This is a genomic window from Neorhizobium sp. DAR64872/K0K18, assembly GCF_050500175.1.
Classification (GTDB): domain Bacteria; phylum Pseudomonadota; class Alphaproteobacteria; order Rhizobiales; family Rhizobiaceae; genus Neorhizobium; species Neorhizobium soli.
Genome location: NZ_CP191446.1, coordinates 1,957,892 through 1,978,725, shown reverse-complemented (window position 1 = coordinate 1,978,725; position 20,834 = coordinate 1,957,892). Strand labels below are relative to the sequence as shown.

Below are 20,834 nucleotides of genomic sequence, written 5' to 3'. Positions count from 1 at the left end.
GCTTTTTTGAAAGGGCCCTTTATGCTGATCTGGCTCGTGGAACTGGCAGACAAGATTCAGTTCTTCAACCTGTTCCGATACATCACGTTCAGGACGGGAGCGGCGCTCTTCACCTCGGCGTTCATCGTCTTCATGTTCGGGCCACGGATGATCAATTCACTCCGAATCCGTCAGGGCAAGGGTCAGCCGATCCGCGCCGACGGACCGCAGACCCATTTCAAGAAGGCCGGTACGCCGACCATGGGCGGGTTGATGATTCTCGCCGGCATCGTCGGCGGATCGCTGCTCTGGGCCGATCTTTCCAACATCTACGTGGTCGCCACGCTGCTCGTGACGCTCGGATTCGGCGCGATCGGTTTTTATGACGACTATCTTAAGGTCACCAAGCAGACCGACAAGGGATTTTCCGGCAAGGCCCGTCTTGGCATCGAGTTCCTGATCGCCGGCATCGCCGTGTTCTTCATGATGCGGCTTGCGATGGTGACGGAGCCGGCGGGAAACCCGCATCTGGCAACCTCGGTCGCCTTTCCCTTCGCCAAGGATTTCCTGATCAATATCGGCTATTTCTTCATCCTGTTCGGTGGCTTTGTCATCGTCGGCGCCGGCAATGCGGTCAACCTGACTGACGGTCTCGACGGGTTGGCGATTGTGCCGGTCATGATTGCCGCCGCGTCGTTCGGGGTGATTGCCTACCTCGTCGGTAACGCCGTCTTTGCAGGCTATCTGCAGATCAATTTTGTCCCCGGAACCGGTGAGCTCGCCGTCATCATGGGCGCGGTGATCGGGGCTGGCCTCGGCTTTCTCTGGTTCAACGCCCCGCCGGCTGCGATCTTCATGGGCGATACCGGTTCGCTGGCACTCGGCGGCCTGATCGGTTCGGTTGCCGTCGCCACCAAGCACGAGATCGTCATGGCGATCATCGGCGGCCTGTTCGTGATGGAAACGATGTCCGTGATCATTCAGGTCGGCTTCTTCAAGATGACCGGCCGGCGTGTGTTCCTGATGGCGCCGATCCATCACCACTTCGAAAAGCTCGGCTGGACCGAAAGCCAGGTCGTGATCCGGTTCTGGATCATCGCCGTCGGCCTCGCGATGCTCGGCCTCTCGACCCTCAAGCTGCGGTGATCCGATGATCCCGGTCACGACGTTCAGCGGAAAACGTGTCGCGCTTTTCGGTCTCGGTGGTTCGGGACTGGCGACCGCGCAGGCGCTGGTTGCCGGCGGTGCCACGGTTCTGGCCTGGGACGACAATCCTGACAGCGTCGCCAAGGCAAACGTTGCCGGCATCGAGACGGCGGACCTGAGAACCATCGACTGGAGCGCGCAGGCGGCCTTCGTCCTGTCTCCGGGTGTTCCGCTGACCCATCCAAAGCCGCATTGGAGCGCAGATCTGGCGCGTGCTGCCGGCGTCGAGATCATCGGCGATGTGGAGCTTTTCGTGCGCGAGCGCCGGGCGCATGCGCCGGATTGCCCGTTCATCGCCATCACCGGCACCAACGGCAAGTCGACCACGACGGCGCTGATTGCGCATATTCTGCGCTCAAGCGGGCGCGACACGCAACTGGGCGGCAATATCGGGACGGCGATCCTGACGCTCGATCCGCCGAAGGCCGAACGCTATTACGTCGTCGAATGCTCGTCCTACCAGATCGATCTGGCCCCGACGCTCAACCCCACGGCCGGCATATTGCTTAACCTCACGCCCGATCATCTCGACCGTCACGGCACGATGCAGCATTATGCCGACATCAAGGAGCGATTGGTTGCTGGGGCGAAGACCGCCGTCATCGGCGTCGACGACAGCTATTCGACGCTGATCGCCGACCGGGTCGAGCGCACGGGCGTCAAGGTTCGGCGCATTTCCAAGCGCAATGCGGTCGCCGATGGTATCTATGCCGAGACAACCCGGCTCATCGAGATGAATGGCGGCGTGTCTTCCGCTCTCGTCGACCTCGATGGCATCCCGACGTTGAAGGGCAGCCACAACGCTCAGAACGCGGCAGCCGCAATTGCAGCCTGCCTGGCTGTCGGCGTGTCTGCCGATGACATCCGCGCCGGTCTGCGGTCATTCCCGGGCCTCAAGCACCGCATGCAGCCGGTCGGGAGACGGGACCATGTTGTTTTCGTCAATGATTCGAAGGCAACGAACGCCGAAGCCGCGGCCCCTGCGCTTTCCAGCTATGAGCGGATCTACTGGATTGCGGGCGGTCTTCCCAAGGAAGGCGGCATCGCAAGCCTCGCACCACTCTTCCAGAATATAACAAAAGTCTATTTGATCGGAGAAGCAGCACCGGCATTCGCAGCAACTCTTGGAGACACGGTCCCTTACGAGATTTCGGGCACGCTCGAACGGGCCGTTACCCATGCAGCCGCAGATGCGGCAGCCGACACTGTTTCGTCGGCAGTGATGTTGTCGCCGGCATGCGCCAGCTTTGATCAGTTTAAGAATTTCGAAGTGCGCGGCGATGCGTTTGTCGCACTCGTCGCAGCTCTCGACCGTGTGGACATGCTGGTCGATACCGGAAAAGGAAACTGAATATGGTAAGCCGCGCAGACCGTGGACCGCTCGCAGACTGGTTCTGGACGATCGACCGTTTTTTCCTGGCGGCCTTTATCATGCTGATGGGCATCGGGTTCATGTTGTCGTTTGCGGCATCGCCAGCCGTTGCCCAGCGCATCGGTCTCTCAGACTTCCACTTCGTCGAACGCCATGCGGTTTTCCTCATTCCGTCACTCGCCATCATGATTGGCCTGTCGTTCCTGACCCCGCGTCAGGTACGAAGGACCGCAATCGTGCTTCTTGCTCTTTCGCTGGCCGCGATGGTTCTGGCGTTGTTCTTCGGCGTCGAGGTCAAGGGGGCGCGGCGCTGGATCGGTGTCGGCGCGCTGTCCATTCAGCCCTCCGAATTCATGAAGCCCGCCTTCGTGGTGGTCTGCGCCTGGCTGTTTTCAGAGCACGCACGGCAGCCTGAAATTCCGGGCAATCTCTTCGCCATCATCCTGTTCGGCATCGTCGCGGCCCTTCTTGTCGCGCAGCCCGACCTTGGGCAGACGATCCTGACCAGCATCGTGTGGGGCGGCATGTTCTTCATGGCCGGCATGCCGTGGCTCTGGATCGTTCTGCTCGGCGGTGTCGGTGTCGGCGGTCTTCTGGCGGCCTATTACATGCTGCCGCACGTGACGGCCCGTTTCGACAAGTTCCTGACCGGCGAAGGCGACCGCTTCCAGGTGGAAACCGCGCATGAGGCGATCGTGCGTGGCAACTGGTTCGGTCAGGGACCGGGCGAGGGCATCGTCAAGCGGATCCTGCCCGACAGTCACACCGACTTCGTGTTCTCCGTCGCGGCCGAGGAATTCGGAATCATCTTCTGCATGGCGCTCGTTGCAATCTTCGCCTTCATCGCGCTGCGCGGCCTCAAGCATGCCTTCAACGAGCGCAACGACTTCAACCGCTTTGCCGTCGCCGGTCTGGTGCTGCAGATCGGCATACAGTCGATGATCAATATCGGCGTCAATCTCGAGTTGATGCCGGCCAAGGGAATGACGCTTCCGTTGATCTCCTATGGCGGATCGTCGATGATCGCCATATGTGTGACAGCTGGTTTTATTCTGGCACTCACACGTCACCGGCCGGAACGGCGCGCGCAGGAACGCAGCTTGTTCCGCGTCGCGTCCGGAGTTCCCGCGGAGTAGGTATATGAGCAAGGGCATTATTCTGTTAGCCGCCGGGGGAACCGGCGGTCATCTTTTTCCTGCGGAAGCATTGGGTCACGAGCTGAAAGCACGGGGCTTTTCCGTGCATCTGGTGACCGACAGCCGCGCCGAGCGTTTTGCTGGCAAGTTTCCGGCTGATGAGATTCATGTCGTACCGTCGGCGACGTTCGGATCGAAAAATCCGATCGCGATGGCGCGGACTGCCTGGAAGCTCTGGACCGGTCTTCGCGCCGCGCGCAAGCTGATATCGCGTTTGCGGCCGATCGCGGTCGTCGGCTTCGGTGGCTATCCAACAGTCCCGCCATTGATGGCCTCGACCGGCATGGGCGTGCCGACGATCATCCATGAGCAGAATGCAGTGATGGGCCGGGCCAACAAGGCGCTGGCTTCGAGGGTGCAGGCGATCGCTGGCGGGTTTCTTCCCGAAACGACCGGCACATACGCGGCAAAGACCGTAACGACCGGCAATCCCGTGCGCCCCGCGGTTCTGGAAGCCGCAAACGTGCCCTACGTCGCGTCGCGGGGAACTGATCCGTTCCGGCTCGTCGTGTTCGGTGGTAGCCAGGGCGCTCAGTTCTTCTCGTCTGCCGTGCCCACGGCCTTGAGCCTTCTCGATCAATCCGAGCGGGACAGGCTGGTTGTGACACAGCAGGCACGCCCCGAGGATCAGGGCCGTGTCGGCTCGTGCTTCGGCAAGCTGAATTCGAAGGTAGAAATCTCGCCGTTCTTCCCCGACATGGCCGAGCGTCTTGCGGCGGCGCATCTCGTGGTGTGCCGCTCGGGTGCATCGACGGTATCGGAGATCTCGGTGATCGGGCGACCGTCCATTCTGGTGCCCTATCCCTATGCTCTGGATCACGACCAGGCGGCCAATGCGGCGGCGCTCGTTGCGACCGGCGGAGCCGAGGTCGTGGCGCAGTCCGAGCTTTCGCCGGAACGCCTCTCGGCGATGATATCGTCTGCCATGAATGAGCCGGAGCGGCTGGAAAAGACGGCGGCAGCCGCCAAGCGGGCAGGTCGGCCCAATGCGGCGATCGCACTCGCAGACCTCGTCACCGCGGTTGCTGAACGTAAAAATATTGCAGAATTCAAGGGAGTACGGGCATGAAGATGCCGAAGGCTATTGGCCTCGTTCATTTCATCGGCATCGGCGGGATCGGCATGAGCGGTATCGCCGAAGTGCTGCACAATCTCGGCCACAACGTTCAGGGCTCCGACCAGGCCGATAGCGCCAACGTGCAGCGTCTGCGCGACAAGGGCATTCCGGTGTTCGTCGGCCATACCGCCGAAAACCTCGGCGATGCGGAAGTCGTGGTCGTTTCGACAGCGATCAAGAAGAACAATCCGGAACTGGTTGCTGCGCGAGAAAAATCGCTGCCGATCGTCCGGCGCGCGGAAATGCTGGCGGAGCTGATGCGCTTCCGCAACGCGATTGCGATCGGCGGCACGCATGGCAAGACCACCACGACCTCGATGGTCGCGGCATTGCTCGAAGCCGGCAATCTCGATCCGACCGTCATCAACGGCGGCATCATCAACGCCTACGGCACCAACGCCCGCATGGGCGAAGGCGAGTGGATGGTGGTGGAAGCCGACGAATCGGACGGTACCTTCCTAAAACTGCCCGCTGACGTCGCGGTTGTGACCAATATCGATCCGGAGCATCTCGACCACTACGGCAATTTCGACGCGGTGCGAGCTGCCTTCCGGCAATTCGTCGAGAACGTGCCGTTCTACGGCTTCGGCATTCTCTGCCTCGATCACCCGGAAGTGCAGGCGCTGGTCGGCAAGATCGAGGACCGCAAGGTCGTGACCTACGGCGAGAACCCGCAGGCCGATGCGCGGTTTTCGAACATCCGCATGGAGGGCACCAAGTCGATCTTCGACGTGGAAATCCGTCGCCGTCGCACCGGCCGGATCTTCACCTTCAAGGATCTCGTGTTGCCGATGCCAGGCCGCCACAACATCTCCAACGCAACGGCTGCGATTGCCGTCGCAAACCGGCTCGGGATATCGGAAGAAAATATCCGCAAGGGTCTTGCGAATTTCTCCGGCGTCAAGCGCCGCTTCACCCTGACCGGCACTGTCGACGGCGTTTCCATCTTCGACGATTACGGTCACCATCCGGTCGAGATCAAGGCCGTGCTGAAGGCAGCGCGCGAGGCGTGCCAGGGGCGTGTCATCGCCGTCCACCAGCCGCACCGTTTCTCCCGGTTGTCGAGCCTGTTTGACGATTTTGCGAATTGTTTTAACGATGCCGACAGTATCATCCTTGCGCCGGTCTATGCCGCGGGGGAAGATCCGATCGAAGGGGTCAATTCAGAATCGCTGGTGTCGCGGATCAAATCGAGCGGCCACCGCGATGCGCGTTACATGACCTCTCCGAGCGAACTGGCTTCGATCGTCTCCGGCATTGCGAAGCCGGGGGATTTCGTGGTGCTTCTGGGGGCAGGCAACATCACGCAATGGGCTGCGTCGTTGCCGAAGGAACTTGAGAGATTTTCGGGACAGTAGAATGAAACAAGTGAATGGGGAAAAGCTGCTGACGTCACTCGGGGACGGCGTCAAGAATCTGCGTGGTCGTCTGACGCCGAATGCGCCGATGGATCGGGTCACGTGGTTTCAGGCCGGCGGACTTGCCGAGCTGATGTTCCAGCCGCATGACGCCGAGGATCTCGCGACTTTCCTCAAGATGCTGCCGCAAGAGGTCCCGTTGACCGTTGTCGGCGTCGGCTCCAATCTGTTGGTGCGCGATGGTGGTATTCCGGGCGTTGTGGTCCGTCTCTCTGCCAAGGGGTTCGGCCAGCTCGATCTCGTGGGTGACAACCGGATCAAGGCCGGTGCGATCTGCCCGGACAAGCACCTCGCTGCGATGGCGATGGACAATGGTATCGGCGGGTTTGCCTTCTACTACGGCATACCGGGTTCGATTGGCGGAGCGCTGCGCATGAATGCCGGCGCCAATGGCGGGGAGACTGCCGAGCGGCTGGTCGAAGTCCATGCCGTCGATCGCCAGGGTCAAGTACATGTGCTTTCCAACGAGGACATGGGCTACAGCTACCGCCATTCGTCGGCTTCCAAGGACCTGATCTTCACCCATGCGGTGTTCGAAGGGTATCCGGAGGACCGTGCCAAGATCCGCGCCGACATGGACGCGGTGCGCCAGCACCGCGAGACCGTGCAGCCGGTAAAGGAAAAGACCGGCGGCTCTACCTTCAAGAACCCGGAAGGCCATTCCGCCTGGAGCCTTATCGACGAGGCCGGCGGCCGCGGCCTGATGAACGGCGGCGCCCAGATGTCGTCGCTGCATTGCAATTTCATGATCAATATCGGCCATGCCACCGGTTATGATCTCGAATATCTCGGCGAGATGGTGCGCCAGCGCGTGTTCGACAAATCCGGCATCAAGCTGGAATGGGAGATCAAGCGACTCGGCATCTTCATGCCGGGTAGGGAAGTGCGACCCTTCCAGGGTGCGACGACGGAGTAGCTGACATGAGCGACCCGTTCGATTTTGGAAAGGAGGAGCGGAAGCTCCTTCTTGTCCACAACGAACGGACCAAGCTCCGGGCCAATGCGCTCGACAGGCTCTCCAGCGCGTCCGTTGCGGCCGGCTTCATTGCTCCGATCGCTTCGATGTCCAATAACGGCGTCACGTTTGGTATTTCGGTATCAATCGTTGCCTCGACCACGGCTTGGATTTTCACCGCATTGGTACTACATTTCGCTGCACAGCTTATGTTGGGAAAACTGAGGCCATGAATTTCGCTGCAGCTTTCTATCTTTACATCCTGCCTTTGAGCATATCAGGCATTGCTTTGGTATGGATGGCTTATGAAAAGTGGAAAGAGCGGCGCAGGCCGCCGCATGCCGGCGAATAGGGCATGACAGGTCAACAACGAAAAGCCCGCGAAGTCAGAGACTTCGCGGGCTTTTTTGTCAGTTTGATTCCGCCGTGGCTCAGACTTCGTCTTTGCCCGACAGGAGGATGCAGACCAGCGTGATTACGGCCGCGATGCCGAGATAGTAGCCGACATAGGCCATGCCGTAATTGGCCTGCAGGTAGGTTGCGATATAGGGCGCGAGCGACGCGCCGAAGATGCCGGCGAGGTTGAAGGTGATCGACGAGCCCGTATAGCGGACCGCGGTCGGGAAGGGCGCGGCCAGTGCCGTTCCGATCAGGCCATAGGTCATGCCCATCAGCACCATCGCCAGTACGACGAACAGGAAGATCATGCCTTCGCCATTGGTCATCAGTGCTGGCAGGACAAACGAGAACAGCCCGATCAGCACCGTCGTCACGATCAGCATCTCGCGGCGTCCGTAGCGGTCACCCAGCTTGCCAACGATCGGAATGAAAATGCCGAACACGATCGAGCCGAGCAGCTGCACCTCGAGCGCATCGAGGAACGGCATCTTCAGGATCTTGACGTTGTAGGACAGAAGATAGGCCGAGCCGATGTAAAACAGCACGAAGGTTGCAAGCGCCACGAAAGTGCCAAGCGCCAGGCTGCGCTTGTGCGTGCGGAACAGTTCCACGACCGGGATCTCGACCCGCTCCTGCTTGTCGATCGTCTTCTGGAAGGCGGGCGTCTCGGTGATCGAGAGGCGTACCCAGAGGCCAACGGCAATCAACAGGATCGATGCAATGAACGGAATGCGCCAGCCCCAGGACAGAAGCGCTTCCTGCGACATGAAGTGCAGCAGGATCCAGAACACGCCCGAAGACAGGAACAGGCCGACAGGAGCGCCAAGCTGCGGGAACATGCCGTACCAGGTGCGCTTACCAGGAGGTGCGTTTTCGGTCGCGAGCAGAACAGCACCGCCCCATTCGCCGCCGAGGCCAAAGCCCTGGCCGAAACGGCAAAGCGCCAGAAGCAGCGGTGCTGCCACGCCGATCGTCTCATAGGTCGGCAGCAGGCCGATGATCACGGTGGAAATGCCCATGGTCAAAAGTGCGGCAACCAGCGTGGTCTTGCGTCCGATCCGGTCACCGAAATGGCCGAACACGACGGCTCCGAGCGGGCGGGCAAAAAATGCGATCGAGAAGGTTGCGAACGAGGCAAGCAGCGCCGTCGTCGGATCGCTGTTGGGGAAGAACAGCGCCGGGAAGACGAGGACCGCAGCCGTCGCGTAAACGTAGAAATCGAAGAACTCGATCGTCGTGCCGACCAGGCTGGCCGTCAGGACGCGTGCAGGAGAATTCATTGCAACATGCGCTAACGGCTCAGCTGACGGCGAAGCGGGAGGCGTCGCGTTTGTCATACTGATTCCAATTCAGGAGATTTAAATATGCGGCTCTCAAGGAGTACCGGCTGCGACATACAGCAGTTTTCTGACGAGTAAAACAAAAAACGCGCAATAAACGGCACGTTTTCACCCCTGATCCATTGCGATCTTGCCGCGTTCGAGCAGCTGTTCGAGCTGCATGTCCCGTGCGGTACCCTGCGACCTCAAGTCCTGCATTAACCATTTCAAAATCTAATTTGTGCTTCAATTTCAGCCTGTTGGGTTCTCCCATTAAGGAAAGTAAACGATTTGTTAACCATTTTGGTGCACCAATAGCCTGGCGATCAGATCTGAGAAAGAATCGTTGGTCGTACAAGTTTGGCGCAAGCGATGTCGCTTAAGCCTAAAGCCCTTTTCCGGGAGTGGTTGATGAACGACATGCATGTGGCTGTATTGATGGGAGGGTTTTCCTCCGAGCGGCCGGTCAGCCTGTCTTCCGGCAACGCCTGTGCTGAGGCTTTGGAAGGCGAGGGTTACAAGGTGACGCGGGTTGATGTCGATCGTGATGTCGCAGCGGTTCTTGCCAGCCTGCGCCCGGATGTCGCCTTCAATGCGCTGCATGGTCCCTTCGGTGAAGATGGCACCATCCAGGGTGTGCTCGAATATCTTGAGATCCCTTATACGCATTCCGGCGTTCTTGCCTCCGCTCTCGCGATGGACAAGCAGCAGGCAAAGCACGTGGCCAAGGCTGCCGGTATTCCTGTTGCTGAAGCCAAGGTCATGGATCGCCATGAGTTTACCAACGAGCATCCGATCGCCACGCCTTACGTCGTCAAGCCGGTCCGCGAAGGCTCGTCCTTCGGCGTCGTCATCGTCAAGGAAGGCCAGTCTCACCCGCCGCAGATCATTACCTCGCCGGATTGGAAGTACGGCAGCCAGGTGATGGTCGAGCGTTATGTCTATGGCCGCGAGCTGACCTGCGGCGTCATGGGCGACGTGGCGCTGGGTGTGACGGAAGTCATCCCGAACGGCGACGCGTTCTATGACTACGATGCGAAATATGCGGTCGGTGGTTCGAGCCACGTCATTCCCGCACAAATTTCACCAAATATTTACCAAAAAATTCAATCCTTGGCGCTTGAGGCGCACCGGGCGATGGGGTGCCGTGGCGTCAGTCGCTCGGACTTTCGCTTCGACGACCGGTTTTCCGAAGACGGCGAAGTCATCTGGCTGGAAATCAACACGCAGCCCGGGATGACGCCGACCTCGCTTGTGCCTGAGATGGCTGTTCATGCCGGTCATACTTTTGGTGGTCTCGTCCGTTGGATGGTGGAGGACGCGTCGTGTTTGCGTTGAATAGCAAAAAAGCTGACGATCACGGCCGGGCAAACTATCTCGGCGCTGAAGAGCGTCGTGTACTGCCGCGTCCACTGCGCCGCGTCGTCCGCTTCGGCTTGAGCCTTGCGACGGGCCGCATCCATATCCCTGATCATACCGGCACGTTCGCGACTTTCGGTTTCTTCGCGGTTGTCGGCCTCTACGGAATGTCGCTCGGCGGTCATGCCCAGACGGTTGCTCAGGCGACGACAGCGGCCGTCGGTTTCGCCATCGAAGACGTTCGCGTCTCGGGCAATGACCAGACCTCGGAAATCGACATCCTGCAGCTTCTCGGTCTCGATGGCACGACCTCGCTGGTCGCTCTCGATGTCGATCAGGCGCGCCGCAAGCTGTCCGAGCTTCCCTGGGTTCGCTATGCCGAAGTCCGCAAAGTCTATCCGCGCACGATCGAAGTCATGCTCAAGGAGCGCGAGGCTTTCGGCATCTGGCAGAACGGTTCGGATCTCGCTCTGATCGAAAAGAACGGTTCCATCATCGCGCCGCTGCGGGACAGCAAGTTCGCTTCCCTGCCGCTGTTCGTGGGTCGTGAAGCAGACAAGGCTGCATCCGCTTTCGTCGATCAGATGGCTGCGTGGCCGGAGCTTCGCTCGCGGGTGAAGGCCTATGTTCGCGTCGCCGGTCGTCGCTGGGATTTGCACATCGACAACGGCGTTGTCCTCAAGCTGCCGGAAACCCAGGTCGAGACCGCGCTCAGCGTGCTGGCTCGTCTGGAAAAGGAAGAACGGATCCTGGAGCGTGACATCGCTGCCGTCGATCTTCGCCTGCACGACCGCACAACCGTTGAACTTACTTCTGCCGCCACCGAACGCCGCAACGAGGCAGTCGAGGCACGCACGAAGGCGTTGAAGAAGGCAGGAGAGACGTGAGTGTATTCGGTTCTTCCAATTACGGGCTTCCGCACATGAAGCCACTGTCTTCCAAGCGCAGCCACATCGTTTCGGTGCTCGACATCGGCTCGACCAAGGTCGTGTGCATGATTGCGCGGCTGACGCCAAAGCAGGAAAGCCAGATCCTGCCGGGTCGGACCCATCATGTCGAGATCATCGGCATCGGCCACCAGCGTTCGCGCGGCGTCAAGTCCGGCGTCATCGGCGATCTCGATGCGGCGGAAAGCGTCGTCCGTCTTGCGGTTGACGCTGCAGAGCGCATGGCCGGCCTCACGGTCGACAGCCTCATCGTCAATGTTTCCGCCGGTCGTCTGACCAGCGACGTCTATACGGCATCGATCGACCTCGGTGGACAGGAAGTCGAATCGGCCGATCTGAAGCGTGTTCTCGTCGCAGCCAGCCAGAAGTCGGCTCGCCAGGACCGCGCAATCCTTCACTCGCTGCCGACCGGCTTCACGCTGGATGGCGAAGTCGGGATCCGCGATCCGCTGGCGATGTACGGCGATATGCTGGGCGTCGATATGCATGTCGTCACCGCCGAGCGCGTGATGCTGCGCAACCTCGAGCTCTGCATCAACCGGGCGCATCTGTCCGTCGAGGGCATGGTGGCAACGCCATATGCCAGCGGCCTTGCAGCCCTTGTCGACGACGAAGTCGAACTGGGTTGTGCGGCGATCGACATGGGCGGCGGTACGACAACAATTTCGGTGTTTGCCGAGGGCAAGCTCGTTCATACGGATGCGATCGGCCTCGGTGGCCATCACGTCACCACTGACCTTGCACGTGGTCTTTCGACCCGGATCGAGGATGCCGAGCGGATGAAGGTCGTGCATGGCTCGGCCGTCTCCAACGGCGCAGACGACCGCGACATGATTTCGGTTCCGCCGATCGGCGAGGACGACCGCGACCAGCCGACCCAGGTTCCACGCTCGCTCGTCACCCGGATCGTCAAGGCCCGCATCGAAGAAACGCTGGAACTGATTCGTGACCGGATCCAGAAATCGGGTTTCAGCCCGATCGTCGGCAAGCGCGTGGTTCTGACGGGCGGTGCCAGCCAGTTGACCGGCCTGTCGGAGACGGCCCGTCACATTCTGGCCCGCAATGTTCGTATTGGTCGTCCGATGGGCATTTCCGGCTTGCCGGCTGCCGCCAAGGGCCCGGCCTTTTCGACTGCCGTCGGACTGATGATCTACCCGCAGGTCGCGGACCTCGAAACACATGCATCCCAGAGCGGCCTGATCGGCTCGCTCGGAAATGGAAACGGCCGTCTCGCCCGCGTCGGGCAATGGCTCAAGGAAAGTTTTTGACCCGGGCTCTGCTCCCGGATCAGAGAAGTTGCAATGAATTGGCCAGCTCGGCAATGCGGCCACGAGAAGAAGGACAGGTACAATGACGATCAAGCTTCAAAAGCCTGATATTACCGAGCTGAAGCCTCGGATCACCGTTTTCGGCGTCGGCGGCGGCGGCGGCAATGCCGTCAACAACATGATCACCGCAGGGCTGGAAGGCGTCGATTTCGTCGTTGCCAATACCGATGCCCAGGCGCTGACCATGACCAAGGCCGAGCGGATCATCCAGATGGGTGTGCAGGTCACCGAAGGTCTCGGCGCAGGTTCGCAGCCGGAAGTCGGTCGCGCTGCCGCTGAGGAATGCCTCGACGAGATCATCGATCATCTTAACGGAACGCATATGTGCTTCGTCACCGCCGGCATGGGCGGCGGCACCGGCACCGGTGCTGCTCCAGTCGTTGCACAGGCTGCCCGCAACAAGGGTATCCTCACGGTTGGCGTTGTTACCAAGCCGTTCCACTTCGAAGGCGGTCGCCGCATGCGGCTTGCCGAACAGGGCATCCAGGAACTGCAGAAGTCGGTCGACACGCTGATCGTCATTCCGAACCAGAACCTATTCCGCATCGCCAACGACAAGACGACGTTTGCCGACGCCTTCGCCATGGCCGACCAGGTTCTCTATTCGGGCGTTGCCTGCATCACCGACCTGATGGTCAAGGAAGGCCTCATCAACCTCGACTTCGCGGACGTTCGTTCCGTGATGCGCGAAATGGGCCGTGCGATGATGGGCACCGGCGAAGCTTCGGGTTCGGGCCGTGCGATGCAGGCAGCGGAAGCTGCTATCGCCAACCCGCTGCTCGACGAGACTTCGATGAAGGGTGCACAGGGCCTGCTGATCTCCATCACCGGTGGTCGCGACCTCACACTGTTCGAAGTCGACGAAGCGGCAACCCGCATCCGCGAAGAAGTCGATCCGGACGCCAACATCATCCTCGGCGCAACCTTCGACGAAGCGCTGGAAGGCATCATCCGCGTCTCCGTCGTTGCCACCGGCATCGACCGCGCCCATGGCGAAATCGACCTGCGTGCCGCTGAAATGCGCGCAGCCCAGAAGCCGATTATCCGTCCTTCGGCGGCCGTTGCTCCGGCTCCGGCCGCACAGCAGCCTGTCATGATGCAGGCACCGGTTCAGGCCGCAGCGCCTGCGCCAATGGCTCCCAAGGCAGTCGATCCGATCGCCGAGACCATCCGCCAGGCCGAAGCCGACATGGAACGCGAACTGGCTATCCCACAGCCGGTCTTGCAGCAGCCTGCAGCGCCCGCGCCGCAGCCTGTCATGCAGCAGCAGCCGCCGGCCGAAGAGGCTTTCCGTCCGCAGAGCCGTCTGTTCGCACAGTCTGCACCGGTTGAAGCCGCTCCGCAGGTTTCGCGCCCGGCTCCGCAGATGACGCAGCAGCCAGCACCGCGCATGACACAGCCGGTTCAGCAGGAGCCTGTCTACCGCGAACCCGTCATGGAACCGGTCCGCATGCCGAAGGTCGAGGATTTCCCGCCGGTCGTTAAGGCCGAGATGGATCACCGCACCCAGCCTGCCAGCCATGTGCAGGAAGAGCGCGGCCCGATGGGTCTTCTGAAGCGAATCACCAACTCGCTTGGCCGTCGTGATGAAGAAGAGCATGTCGAACCGGCCGCCGCTCCGGCACCGGCTCAGCAGCAGCGCCGTCCGCTGTCGCCTGAGGCAAGCCTCTACGCACCGCGTCGCGGCAACCTCGACGATCACGGTCGTTCGGTACCGCAGAGCTCGCAGCATGACGACGATCAGCTCGAAATTCCGGCATTCCTTCGCCGTCAGTCGAACTGATTTGTGGGAGCGTCGCAGCGTCAGCGCCCGGCGTTCAACAAATGTCTGCAGAGCCCGGGTCGTTGCACCCGGGCTTTGTGTATCCGGACGTCTGAGGCGTTAAGGATTTTGTCCTGGACCTCCGGAAAAGTTGCCTTAATTCAGCTTGTTACCGGTAGACGTCCGCGTTTGTGCCTTGAGTCCTAACACCGCGTCATTCTGCGGGTTGGTGGCGTAACAATCCGATACGAACAGTGATTTGGAATGTTAAAGACGCCTGCGTATGTAAGACGATAAGTGATGCTGACATGAACGTTTGAGAGGCGTTGTCGCCGGTATCTAACCAAGCTCGATCCCAGACCAGGGGTCTTGAGAGAAGGCATTAGAATGACCATCGGATTGCTCGGTTTCCAGACCACCATCGCGGCCCCGGTTTCTTTGACCGGTATTGGCGTGCATTCGGGGTCTCCGGTCAGCATCACATTCCAGCCTGCTGAAGCCAATTCCGGTATCATCTTCGCGCGTCAGTTTGATGACGGATCTTCTGCCGAATACCGCGCCGTTTCCTCTCAGGTTGGACCGACCGATCTCTGCACGATTCTCGGTTCATCGCCTGCCACTTGGGTTGCCACGATCGAACACGTGATGGCAGCACTCTACGCGCTCGGGATCGACAACGTGACTGTCGATGTCGATGGCGCCGAAATGCCGATCATGGACGGCAGCTCCTATCCTTTCATCGATGCGATCGAACAGGTCGGCATCGTCAATCTCAATGTGAAGCGTCGCTACATCCGTGTCATCAAGCCGGTCCGAATCGAATCGGGCGCGTCCTGGTCCGAGTTCCGGCCGCATGATGGTACCCGCTTTGAAGTCGAGATCGATTTCGCATCTCCGCTGATCGGCCGTCAGAGCTGGAACGGTGAACTGACCGCAGCGCGGTTCAAGCAGGATCTTTCACGGGCTCGTACATTCGGCTTCATGCGTGACGTCGAGCGCCTTTGGGCTGCTGGCTACGCTCTCGGTTCGTCGCTTGAGAATTCCGTCGTCATTTCCGATGACGAAACGGTCGTGAACGTCGAGGGTCTTCGTTACCAGGACGAATTCGTGCGCCACAAGACGCTGGACGCGGTTGGCGATCTTGCGCTTGCCGGCGCTCAGTTCATTGGCTGCTACCGCTCCTATCGCGGCGGCCACAAGATGAACGCCAATGCGCTGAAAGCTCTGCTCAACGATCCGACGGCTTATGAAATCGTCGAAGCGCCATCGTCGCGGGTTGCGCGCGTGAGGGCCGGAGATTTCGTTCCGGTCAGCGTCAGTGAACTGGCGCCGTCTTTTGCTTGAATAACAACTCCAGTCGACTTGGCCGCTTCCGTTGGAAGCGGCTTTTCTTTTAAATAGCCATGTGTGCTGCGGTCGGTGCCACAAAAATGCGTTAATGGGTGAGCATTGCGTTGCTCTGCCAATACTTTTATGGCTAGAACGACCTGCTTTCGGGCAGCAGGGCAAAACGGGCGGGACATCGGGAATTGTCGAATGGCGTATGCGAAGGCTGTAGAAATGCGTAAAGCGGCAAGGATCGCACTTGTATCGTTGGTGTTTGCGGGTGCCGGTCTCGGCCTTACCGCATGCCAGTCGGACAAAGACATCGACATCACCAAGCTCGGTTTCGAAAGCGAGTCGCCCGAGGCCCTCTACAATCAGGGCCTTGCCAACATGAAGGCGGGCAATATCGTCGAAGCGAGCCGCAAGTTCGACGCCATCGAGAAGCAGAACCCGTTCACCGAATGGGGCCGCAAGGCGCTCGTCATGAGCACGTTCAGCAAGTATCGCATGGGCCGCAACGACGAAGCCATCACCGTCGGTAACCGCTATCTCAACCAGTACCCGCGCTCCGCAGATTCGGCCTACGTGCAGTATCTGGTCGGCCTTGCCTATTCCAAGCAGGTCGCCGACGTCACGCAGGACCAGAAGGCCGCCAACAACACGATCGATGCGATGACCAAGGTCGTCCGTGATTATCCCGATTCGGAATATGTCGAGGACGCGCAGGCGAAGATCCGCTTTGCGCGTGACCAGCTTGCCGGCAAGGAAATGCAGGTCGGGCGATACTATCTCGAGCGCAAGGAATATCTTGCCGCCATCTCGCGCTTCCGCAGGGTCGTCGAGACCTTTTCCAATACCAACCAGGTTGAAGAAGCCCTCGCGCGTCTGACGGAAACCTATTACGCGATGGGCATCGTCGAAGAGGCGCAGACCGCCGCAGCCGTGCTTGGCCGCAACTATCCGGACAGCCAGTGGTACGCAGACTCCTACAAGCTGCTTCAGTCCGGCGGTGTTCAGCCGCGCGAGAACAAGGGCTCGTGGATTGCGCGTGCCGGCGCAAAGCTCGTCGGCGCCTGAGACCTTTCAACCAAGTGCCTGACAGGATAGGCGAGGCCGCATGCTGATCCAGCTTTCGATCCGCGACATCGTTCTGATCGAGAAGCTGGACCTTGCCTTCGAAGCGGGCCTTTCCGTGCTGACCGGCGAGACCGGTGCAGGCAAATCCATCCTTCTCGACAGTCTTTCTCTGGCGCTGGGCGGCCGCGGCGACGGTGGTCTCGTGCGCCATGGCGAGGACAAGGGGCAGGTGACGGCGGTCTTTGACGTGCCGATGAACCATTCCGCCCGCAAGCTTCTGCGCGACAACGGCATAGACGACGACGGCGATCTGATCTTCCGCCGTATCCAGTCGGCCGACGGGCGCACCCGCGCCTCGATCAACGACCAGCCGGTCAGCGTGCAGATGATGCGCCAGGCGGGACAGGTTCTGGTCGAGATCCACGGCCAGCACGACGATCGCGCTCTGATCGATACAGGCGCCCACCGCACGCTTGTCGATGCGTTTGCAGGCCTCAACGATGAGGTTCTCTCGGTTTCCCACCTCTACAAATCCTGGCGGGATGCCGACCGGACCCTGAAGACGCATCGCGCCAAGGTGGAGGCCGCCGCACGCGAGGCCGATTATATCAGGGCCTCGGTCGAGGAACTGGAAGCCCTCTCTCCCCGCGACGGCGAGGAGGAGGAACTGGCCGAGCAGCGCTCGAAGATGCAGAAGTCCGAGCGCATTGCCGGTGATATTTCGGAAGCGTCGGAGTTTCTCAACGGCAACGGTTCGCCCGTGCCGTTGATCGCCTCCATGGTGCGCCGCCTCGAGCGCAAGAGCCACGAGGCGCCTGGCCTGCTGGAAGAGACCGTCGAGCTGCTGGATCAGGCGCTGAACCATCTGTCGAACGCACAGATGGAAGTCGAAACGGCGCTTCGCCGGACCGAGTTCGATCCGCGTGAACTGGAACGGGTCGAGGAACGACTGTTCGCCCTGCGCGCCGCCGGCCGCAAATATTCGGTCGCCGTCGTCGATCTTCCAGCGCTTGCCGAAAAGATGGTGGCTGACCTTGCCGATCTCGATGCCGGCGAGGAACGGCTGGGTGAGCTGGAAAAAATCGCGGCCGCTGCGAAAGAGGAATTCGATCGGGCGGCACTCGTTCTCTCTGACAAACGTAAAGCGGGCGCGGAGACGTTGGCCGAAGCGGTGATGCAGGAATTGCCGGCGCTGAAGCTGGAGCGGGCCCGCTTCATGGTCGAGGTGACCGCCAATCCGGAGGCTGCGGCAGCCGAGGGTATCGATACGGTCGAATTCCATGTTCAGACCAATCCGGGCACGCGCCCCGGGCCGATCATGAAGGTCGCGTCCGGCGGCGAGCTGTCGCGCTTCCTGTTGGCGCTCAAGGTGGCGCTTGCCGATCGCGGCTCGGCACCGACGCTCGTCTTCGACGAAATCGACACTGGTGTCGGTGGTGCGGTGGCGGATGCGATCGGCCAGCGGCTGAAGCGTCTGTCGGGCACTGTGCAGGTGCTCTCGGTCACCCACGCGCCGCAGGTGGCGGCCCGTGCTGCGACGCATCTTCTGATCTCCAAGGGTCCGGCCGGCGACGGTTCCGACAAGATTGCCACACGGGTGGCGACTATGGCGCCTGAAAACCGCACCGAGGAAATTGCCCGCATGCTGGCCGGCGCTTCGGTAACGGACGAGGCGAGGGCGGCCGCCAGAAGCCTGCTTGCGGGCAAGAGCTAAACGGTTATCCGGCAGTCGCGGGAGCGTGCGGTCAGGCTCACCCGGACAGGGCGTAACGCAATCCGGTATCCCGAAACGATGCTGTATTTCGTGGCGTTCAGTCACAGGCGAGATGGGCGCTGCTTCTTCCAATCTTCTCAAATTGCACTAGAAATGCCGTTGAAGATGGAGATTCCCACATGGCCGCCGACCAGACCCCGACCGAGACCCCTGTTGATGACTTGACGGAACAGGCAGCGGCTGATGAGCTGGAGCGACTGGCGCGTGAACTTTCCCATCACGACGAGCTCTACCATGCCAAGGACGCGCCGGAGATTTCCGATGCCGATTACGACGCGCTGAAGAAGCGTAATGCGGCGATCGAAGAGCGTTTCCCGCAACTGATCCGGGCCGATTCGCCGTCCATCAAGGTTGGTGCGGCACCTCTGCCGACGTTCGCACAGATCACCCATTCGCGACCGATGCTGTCGCTCGACAATGCCTTCGCCGACGACGACGTGCGCGACTTCGTGAACTCCGTCTACCGCTTTCTCGGTCAGTTGCCGGACGGCTCGATCGCCTTTACGGCCGAGCCGAAGATTGACGGGTTGTCGATGTCGATTCGCTACGAGAACGGGATCCTCGTCAATGCCGCGACCCGTGGCGACGGCACGACGGGCGAAAACGTCACCGCCAATATCAAGACGATCAAGGAAATCCCGAACCGGCTGCCCAAGCGCGTTCCTGCCGTCGTCGAGGTTCGCGGCGAAGTCTATATGGGCAAGAGCGATTTCCTGGCGCTCAATGCTGAGATGGAAGCGAAGGGCAAGCAGCTTTACGTCAATCCGCGCAACACGGCGGCAGGGTCGCTGCGCCAGCTCGATGCCAAGGTGACGGCCAGCCGCAAGTTGAAATTCTTTGCCTATGCCTGGGGCGAGATTTCCGAGCCGAACGAGTTGCCGGGCACGCAATACGAGATGGTGCAGACCTTCAAGGACTGGGGTTTCCCGGTCAATCCGCTGATGAAGCGGCTGAATTCGCTCGAGGATATTCTCGGCCATTACCGCGAGATCGGCCTTGAGCGTCCCGAACTCGACTATGATATCGACGGTGTCGTCTACAAGGTCGACCGGCTCGATCTGCAGGCGCGCCTCGGTTTCCGCTCGCGCTCTCCGCGCTGGGCGACGGCCCACAAATTCCCCGCCGAGCAGGCGTTCACGACGGTCGAGAATATCGATATCCAGGTCGGCCGAACCGGCGCTCTGACACCGGTGGCGCGACTGACCCCGATCACCGTCGGCGGCGTGGTCGTTACCAACGCGACGCTGCATAACGAGGATTACATCAAGGGCATCGGCAATTCCGGCGAGCGGATCCGCGAAGACGATCACGACATCCGCATCGGCGACACCGTCATCGTGCAGCGGGCCGGCGACGTCATCCCGCAGGTGCTTGATGTCGTCATGGAAAAACGGCCGGCGGATGCCAAGGCCTATGAGTTTCCCAGGAAATGCCCGGTCTGCGGCAGTCATGCGGTGCGCGAGAAGAACGAGAAGACCGGCAAGCTCGATTCGGTCACCCGGTGCACCGGCGGCTTCGTCTGCCGCGCGCAGGCAACCGAACACCTGAAGCATTTCGTGTCGCGCAGTGCCTATGACATCGAAGGGCTGGGGGCAAAGCAGGTCGACTTCTTCTTCGAGGCGGAAGACCCGGCGCTGCAGATCCGCACCGCGCCCGACATTTTTACGCTGAAGAAGCGCCAGGAAACATCGCAACTGCTGAAGCTCGAAAACATCGATGGGTTCGGCAAGGTCAGCGTCCGGAAGCTGTTCGACGCGATCGACGAGCGGCGCTCGATCGCGCTCAACCGCTTCATCTACGCGCTCGGCATCCGCCACGTGGGCGAGACGACGGCAAAGCTTCTGGCGCGTCACTACGGCACCTACGAGGCCTTTGCCAAGGCCATGAAGGACGCGGCCAGTCTCTCCGGGGAGGCCTGGGCTGACCTCAACAATATCGAGGGCATCGGTGAGATCGTCGCCCGCGCCATCGTCGAGTTCTTCAAGGAGCCCCGCAATATCGATGTCGTGACGCGTCTCCTCACGGAGGTGACGCCGCAGGCGGCGGAACAGATCGCGGCCTCGAACAGCCCAGTCGCGGGCAAAACGGTCGTCTTCACCGGCTCTCTGGAGCGCTTTACCCGCGACGAGGCCAAGGCCCGTGCCGAAGGGCTCGGCGCCAAGGTGGCCGGTTCGGTTTCCAAGAAGACCGACTACGTCGTTGCCGGCCCCGGCGCCGGTTCCAAGCTCGACAAGGCGCGGGAACTCGGCGTCGAGGTGATGACGGAAGACGAGTGGCTGACGTTTATCGGTGGCTGAGCA

At 60.8% G+C, this 20,834-nt stretch carries 17 protein-coding genes; 16 read left to right on the top strand and 1 reads right to left on the bottom strand.

The window, feature by feature from the left end:
• Positions 1-21 precede the first annotated feature (21 nt).
• The 8 genes from mraY to ACQY1P_RS15095 are packed head-to-tail and all read left to right on the top strand — an operon-like array spanning position 22 to position 7,595.
• A complete protein-coding gene (mraY, locus tag ACQY1P_RS15130) occupies positions 22-1,125 on the top strand; it encodes a phospho-N-acetylmuramoyl-pentapeptide-transferase (protein WP_062456167.1) in 1,104 nt (367 codons plus the stop codon).
• Between the two features lie 4 nt (positions 1,126-1,129).
• Positions 1,130-2,536 (top strand): UDP-N-acetylmuramoyl-L-alanine--D-glutamate ligase, encoded by a 1,407-nt coding sequence (murD, locus tag ACQY1P_RS15125; protein ID WP_430254139.1) that lies wholly within the window; start codon positions 1,130-1,132, stop codon positions 2,534-2,536.
• 2 nt (positions 2,537-2,538) lie between these two features.
• Positions 2,539-3,693, top strand: a complete 1,155-nt coding sequence (ftsW, locus tag ACQY1P_RS15120; protein WP_430254137.1) for a putative lipid II flippase FtsW — start codon at positions 2,539-2,541, stop codon at positions 3,691-3,693.
• A gap of 4 nt (positions 3,694-3,697) precedes the next feature.
• Positions 3,698-4,822 carry an undecaprenyldiphospho-muramoylpentapeptide beta-N-acetylglucosaminyltransferase gene (gene murG / locus ACQY1P_RS15115; protein ID WP_192077030.1) on the top strand — a complete coding sequence of 375 codons (1,125 nt, stop codon included), beginning with the start codon at positions 3,698-3,700 and terminating at the stop codon, positions 4,820-4,822.
• The gene (murC, locus tag ACQY1P_RS15110) at positions 4,819-6,228 is read left to right on the top strand and encodes a UDP-N-acetylmuramate--L-alanine ligase (RefSeq protein WP_062456179.1); all 1,410 of its coding nucleotides are present in this window, start codon (positions 4,819-4,821) and stop codon (positions 6,226-6,228) included. The genes murG and murC overlap by 4 nt, the downstream gene beginning before the upstream one ends.
• Before the next feature lies 1 nt (position 6,229).
• The gene (gene murB / locus ACQY1P_RS15105) at positions 6,230-7,204 is read left to right on the top strand and encodes a UDP-N-acetylmuramate dehydrogenase (protein ID WP_325262457.1); all 975 of its coding nucleotides are present in this window, start codon (positions 6,230-6,232) and stop codon (positions 7,202-7,204) included.
• 5 nt (positions 7,205-7,209) lie between these two features.
• Entirely contained in the window at positions 7,210-7,476 is a 267-nt protein-coding gene (locus tag ACQY1P_RS15100; RefSeq protein ID WP_092660619.1) for a hypothetical protein, read from the top strand.
• A complete protein-coding gene (locus ACQY1P_RS15095; RefSeq protein WP_280141282.1) occupies positions 7,473-7,595 on the top strand; it encodes a hypothetical protein in 123 nt (40 codons plus the stop codon). The genes ACQY1P_RS15100 and ACQY1P_RS15095 overlap by 4 nt, the downstream gene beginning before the upstream one ends.
• 79 nt (positions 7,596-7,674) lie before the next feature.
• Here the strand turns inward: ACQY1P_RS15095 and ACQY1P_RS15090 are convergent, their stop codons facing one another.
• A complete protein-coding gene (locus tag ACQY1P_RS15090) occupies positions 7,675-8,979 on the bottom strand; it encodes an MFS transporter (RefSeq protein ID WP_062456185.1) in 1,305 nt (434 codons plus the stop codon).
• A gap of 393 nt (positions 8,980-9,372) precedes the next feature.
• Between ACQY1P_RS15090 and ACQY1P_RS15085 the strand changes: the two genes are divergently transcribed.
• The 8 genes from ACQY1P_RS15085 to ligA all read left to right on the top strand — a co-directional run bounded on the left by ACQY1P_RS15085 (position 9,373) and on the right by ligA (position 20,831).
• On the top strand, positions 9,373-10,299 hold the full coding sequence (locus ACQY1P_RS15085; protein ID WP_192077029.1) for a D-alanine--D-alanine ligase: 927 nt from the start codon (positions 9,373-9,375) through the stop codon (positions 10,297-10,299).
• On the top strand, positions 10,287-11,207 hold the full coding sequence (locus ACQY1P_RS15080; RefSeq protein WP_062456190.1) for a cell division protein FtsQ/DivIB: 921 nt from the start codon (positions 10,287-10,289) through the stop codon (positions 11,205-11,207). Before ACQY1P_RS15085 ends, ACQY1P_RS15080 begins: the two co-directional genes overlap by 13 nt.
• Positions 11,204-12,535 (top strand): cell division protein FtsA, encoded by a 1,332-nt coding sequence (ftsA, locus tag ACQY1P_RS15075; protein ID WP_062581091.1) that lies wholly within the window; start codon positions 11,204-11,206, stop codon positions 12,533-12,535. Before ACQY1P_RS15080 ends, ftsA begins: the two co-directional genes overlap by 4 nt.
• Before the next feature lie 82 nt (positions 12,536-12,617).
• Positions 12,618-14,378 (top strand): cell division protein FtsZ, encoded by a 1,761-nt coding sequence (gene ftsZ, locus ACQY1P_RS15070; RefSeq protein ID WP_113167593.1) that lies wholly within the window; start codon positions 12,618-12,620, stop codon positions 14,376-14,378.
• A 366-nt stretch (positions 14,379-14,744) separates the two neighbouring features.
• Positions 14,745-15,701, top strand: coding sequence for a UDP-3-O-acyl-N-acetylglucosamine deacetylase (gene lpxC / locus ACQY1P_RS15065; protein ID WP_092660624.1), 957 nt, complete (start codon positions 14,745-14,747; stop codon positions 15,699-15,701).
• A gap of 192 nt (positions 15,702-15,893) precedes the next feature.
• Entirely contained in the window at positions 15,894-16,760 is an 867-nt protein-coding gene (locus ACQY1P_RS15060) for an outer membrane protein assembly factor BamD (protein WP_430254134.1), read from the top strand.
• A gap of 40 nt (positions 16,761-16,800) precedes the next feature.
• Positions 16,801-18,474 carry a DNA repair protein RecN gene (recN, locus tag ACQY1P_RS15055; RefSeq protein ID WP_430254132.1) on the top strand — a complete coding sequence of 558 codons (1,674 nt, stop codon included), beginning with the start codon at positions 16,801-16,803 and terminating at the stop codon, positions 18,472-18,474.
• 179 nt (positions 18,475-18,653) lie between these two features.
• A complete protein-coding gene (gene ligA / locus ACQY1P_RS15050; RefSeq protein WP_430254130.1) occupies positions 18,654-20,831 on the top strand; it encodes an NAD-dependent DNA ligase LigA in 2,178 nt (725 codons plus the stop codon).
• Positions 20,832-20,834 lie beyond the last annotated feature (3 nt).

Coding starts and splice junctions, on each gene's coding strand:
- ftsZ (WP_113167593.1), top strand. CDS start 12,618: ATGACGATCAAGCTTCAAAAGCCTGATATTACCGAGCTGAAGCCTCGG.
- ligA (WP_430254130.1), top strand. CDS start 18,654: ATGGCCGCCGACCAGACCCCGACCGAGACCCCTGTTGATGACTTGACG.
- murD (WP_430254139.1), top strand. CDS start 1,130: ATGATCCCGGTCACGACGTTCAGCGGAAAACGTGTCGCGCTTTTCGGT.
- murC (WP_062456179.1), top strand. CDS start 4,819: ATGAAGATGCCGAAGGCTATTGGCCTCGTTCATTTCATCGGCATCGGC.
- ACQY1P_RS15085 (WP_192077029.1), top strand. CDS start 9,373: ATGAACGACATGCATGTGGCTGTATTGATGGGAGGGTTTTCCTCCGAG.
- ACQY1P_RS15100 (WP_092660619.1), top strand. CDS start 7,210: ATGAGCGACCCGTTCGATTTTGGAAAGGAGGAGCGGAAGCTCCTTCTT.
- ACQY1P_RS15090 (WP_062456185.1), bottom strand. CDS start 8,979: ATGACAAACGCGACGCCTCCCGCTTCGCCGTCAGCTGAGCCGTTAGCG.
- recN (WP_430254132.1), top strand. CDS start 16,801: ATGCTGATCCAGCTTTCGATCCGCGACATCGTTCTGATCGAGAAGCTG.
- ftsW (WP_430254137.1), top strand. CDS start 2,539: ATGGTAAGCCGCGCAGACCGTGGACCGCTCGCAGACTGGTTCTGGACG.
- murB (WP_325262457.1), top strand. CDS start 6,230: ATGAAACAAGTGAATGGGGAAAAGCTGCTGACGTCACTCGGGGACGGC.
- ACQY1P_RS15060 (WP_430254134.1), top strand. CDS start 15,894: ATGGCGTATGCGAAGGCTGTAGAAATGCGTAAAGCGGCAAGGATCGCA.
- murG (WP_192077030.1), top strand. CDS start 3,698: ATGAGCAAGGGCATTATTCTGTTAGCCGCCGGGGGAACCGGCGGTCAT.
- lpxC (WP_092660624.1), top strand. CDS start 14,745: ATGACCATCGGATTGCTCGGTTTCCAGACCACCATCGCGGCCCCGGTT.
- mraY (WP_062456167.1), top strand. CDS start 22: ATGCTGATCTGGCTCGTGGAACTGGCAGACAAGATTCAGTTCTTCAAC.
- ACQY1P_RS15095 (WP_280141282.1), top strand. CDS start 7,473: ATGAATTTCGCTGCAGCTTTCTATCTTTACATCCTGCCTTTGAGCATA.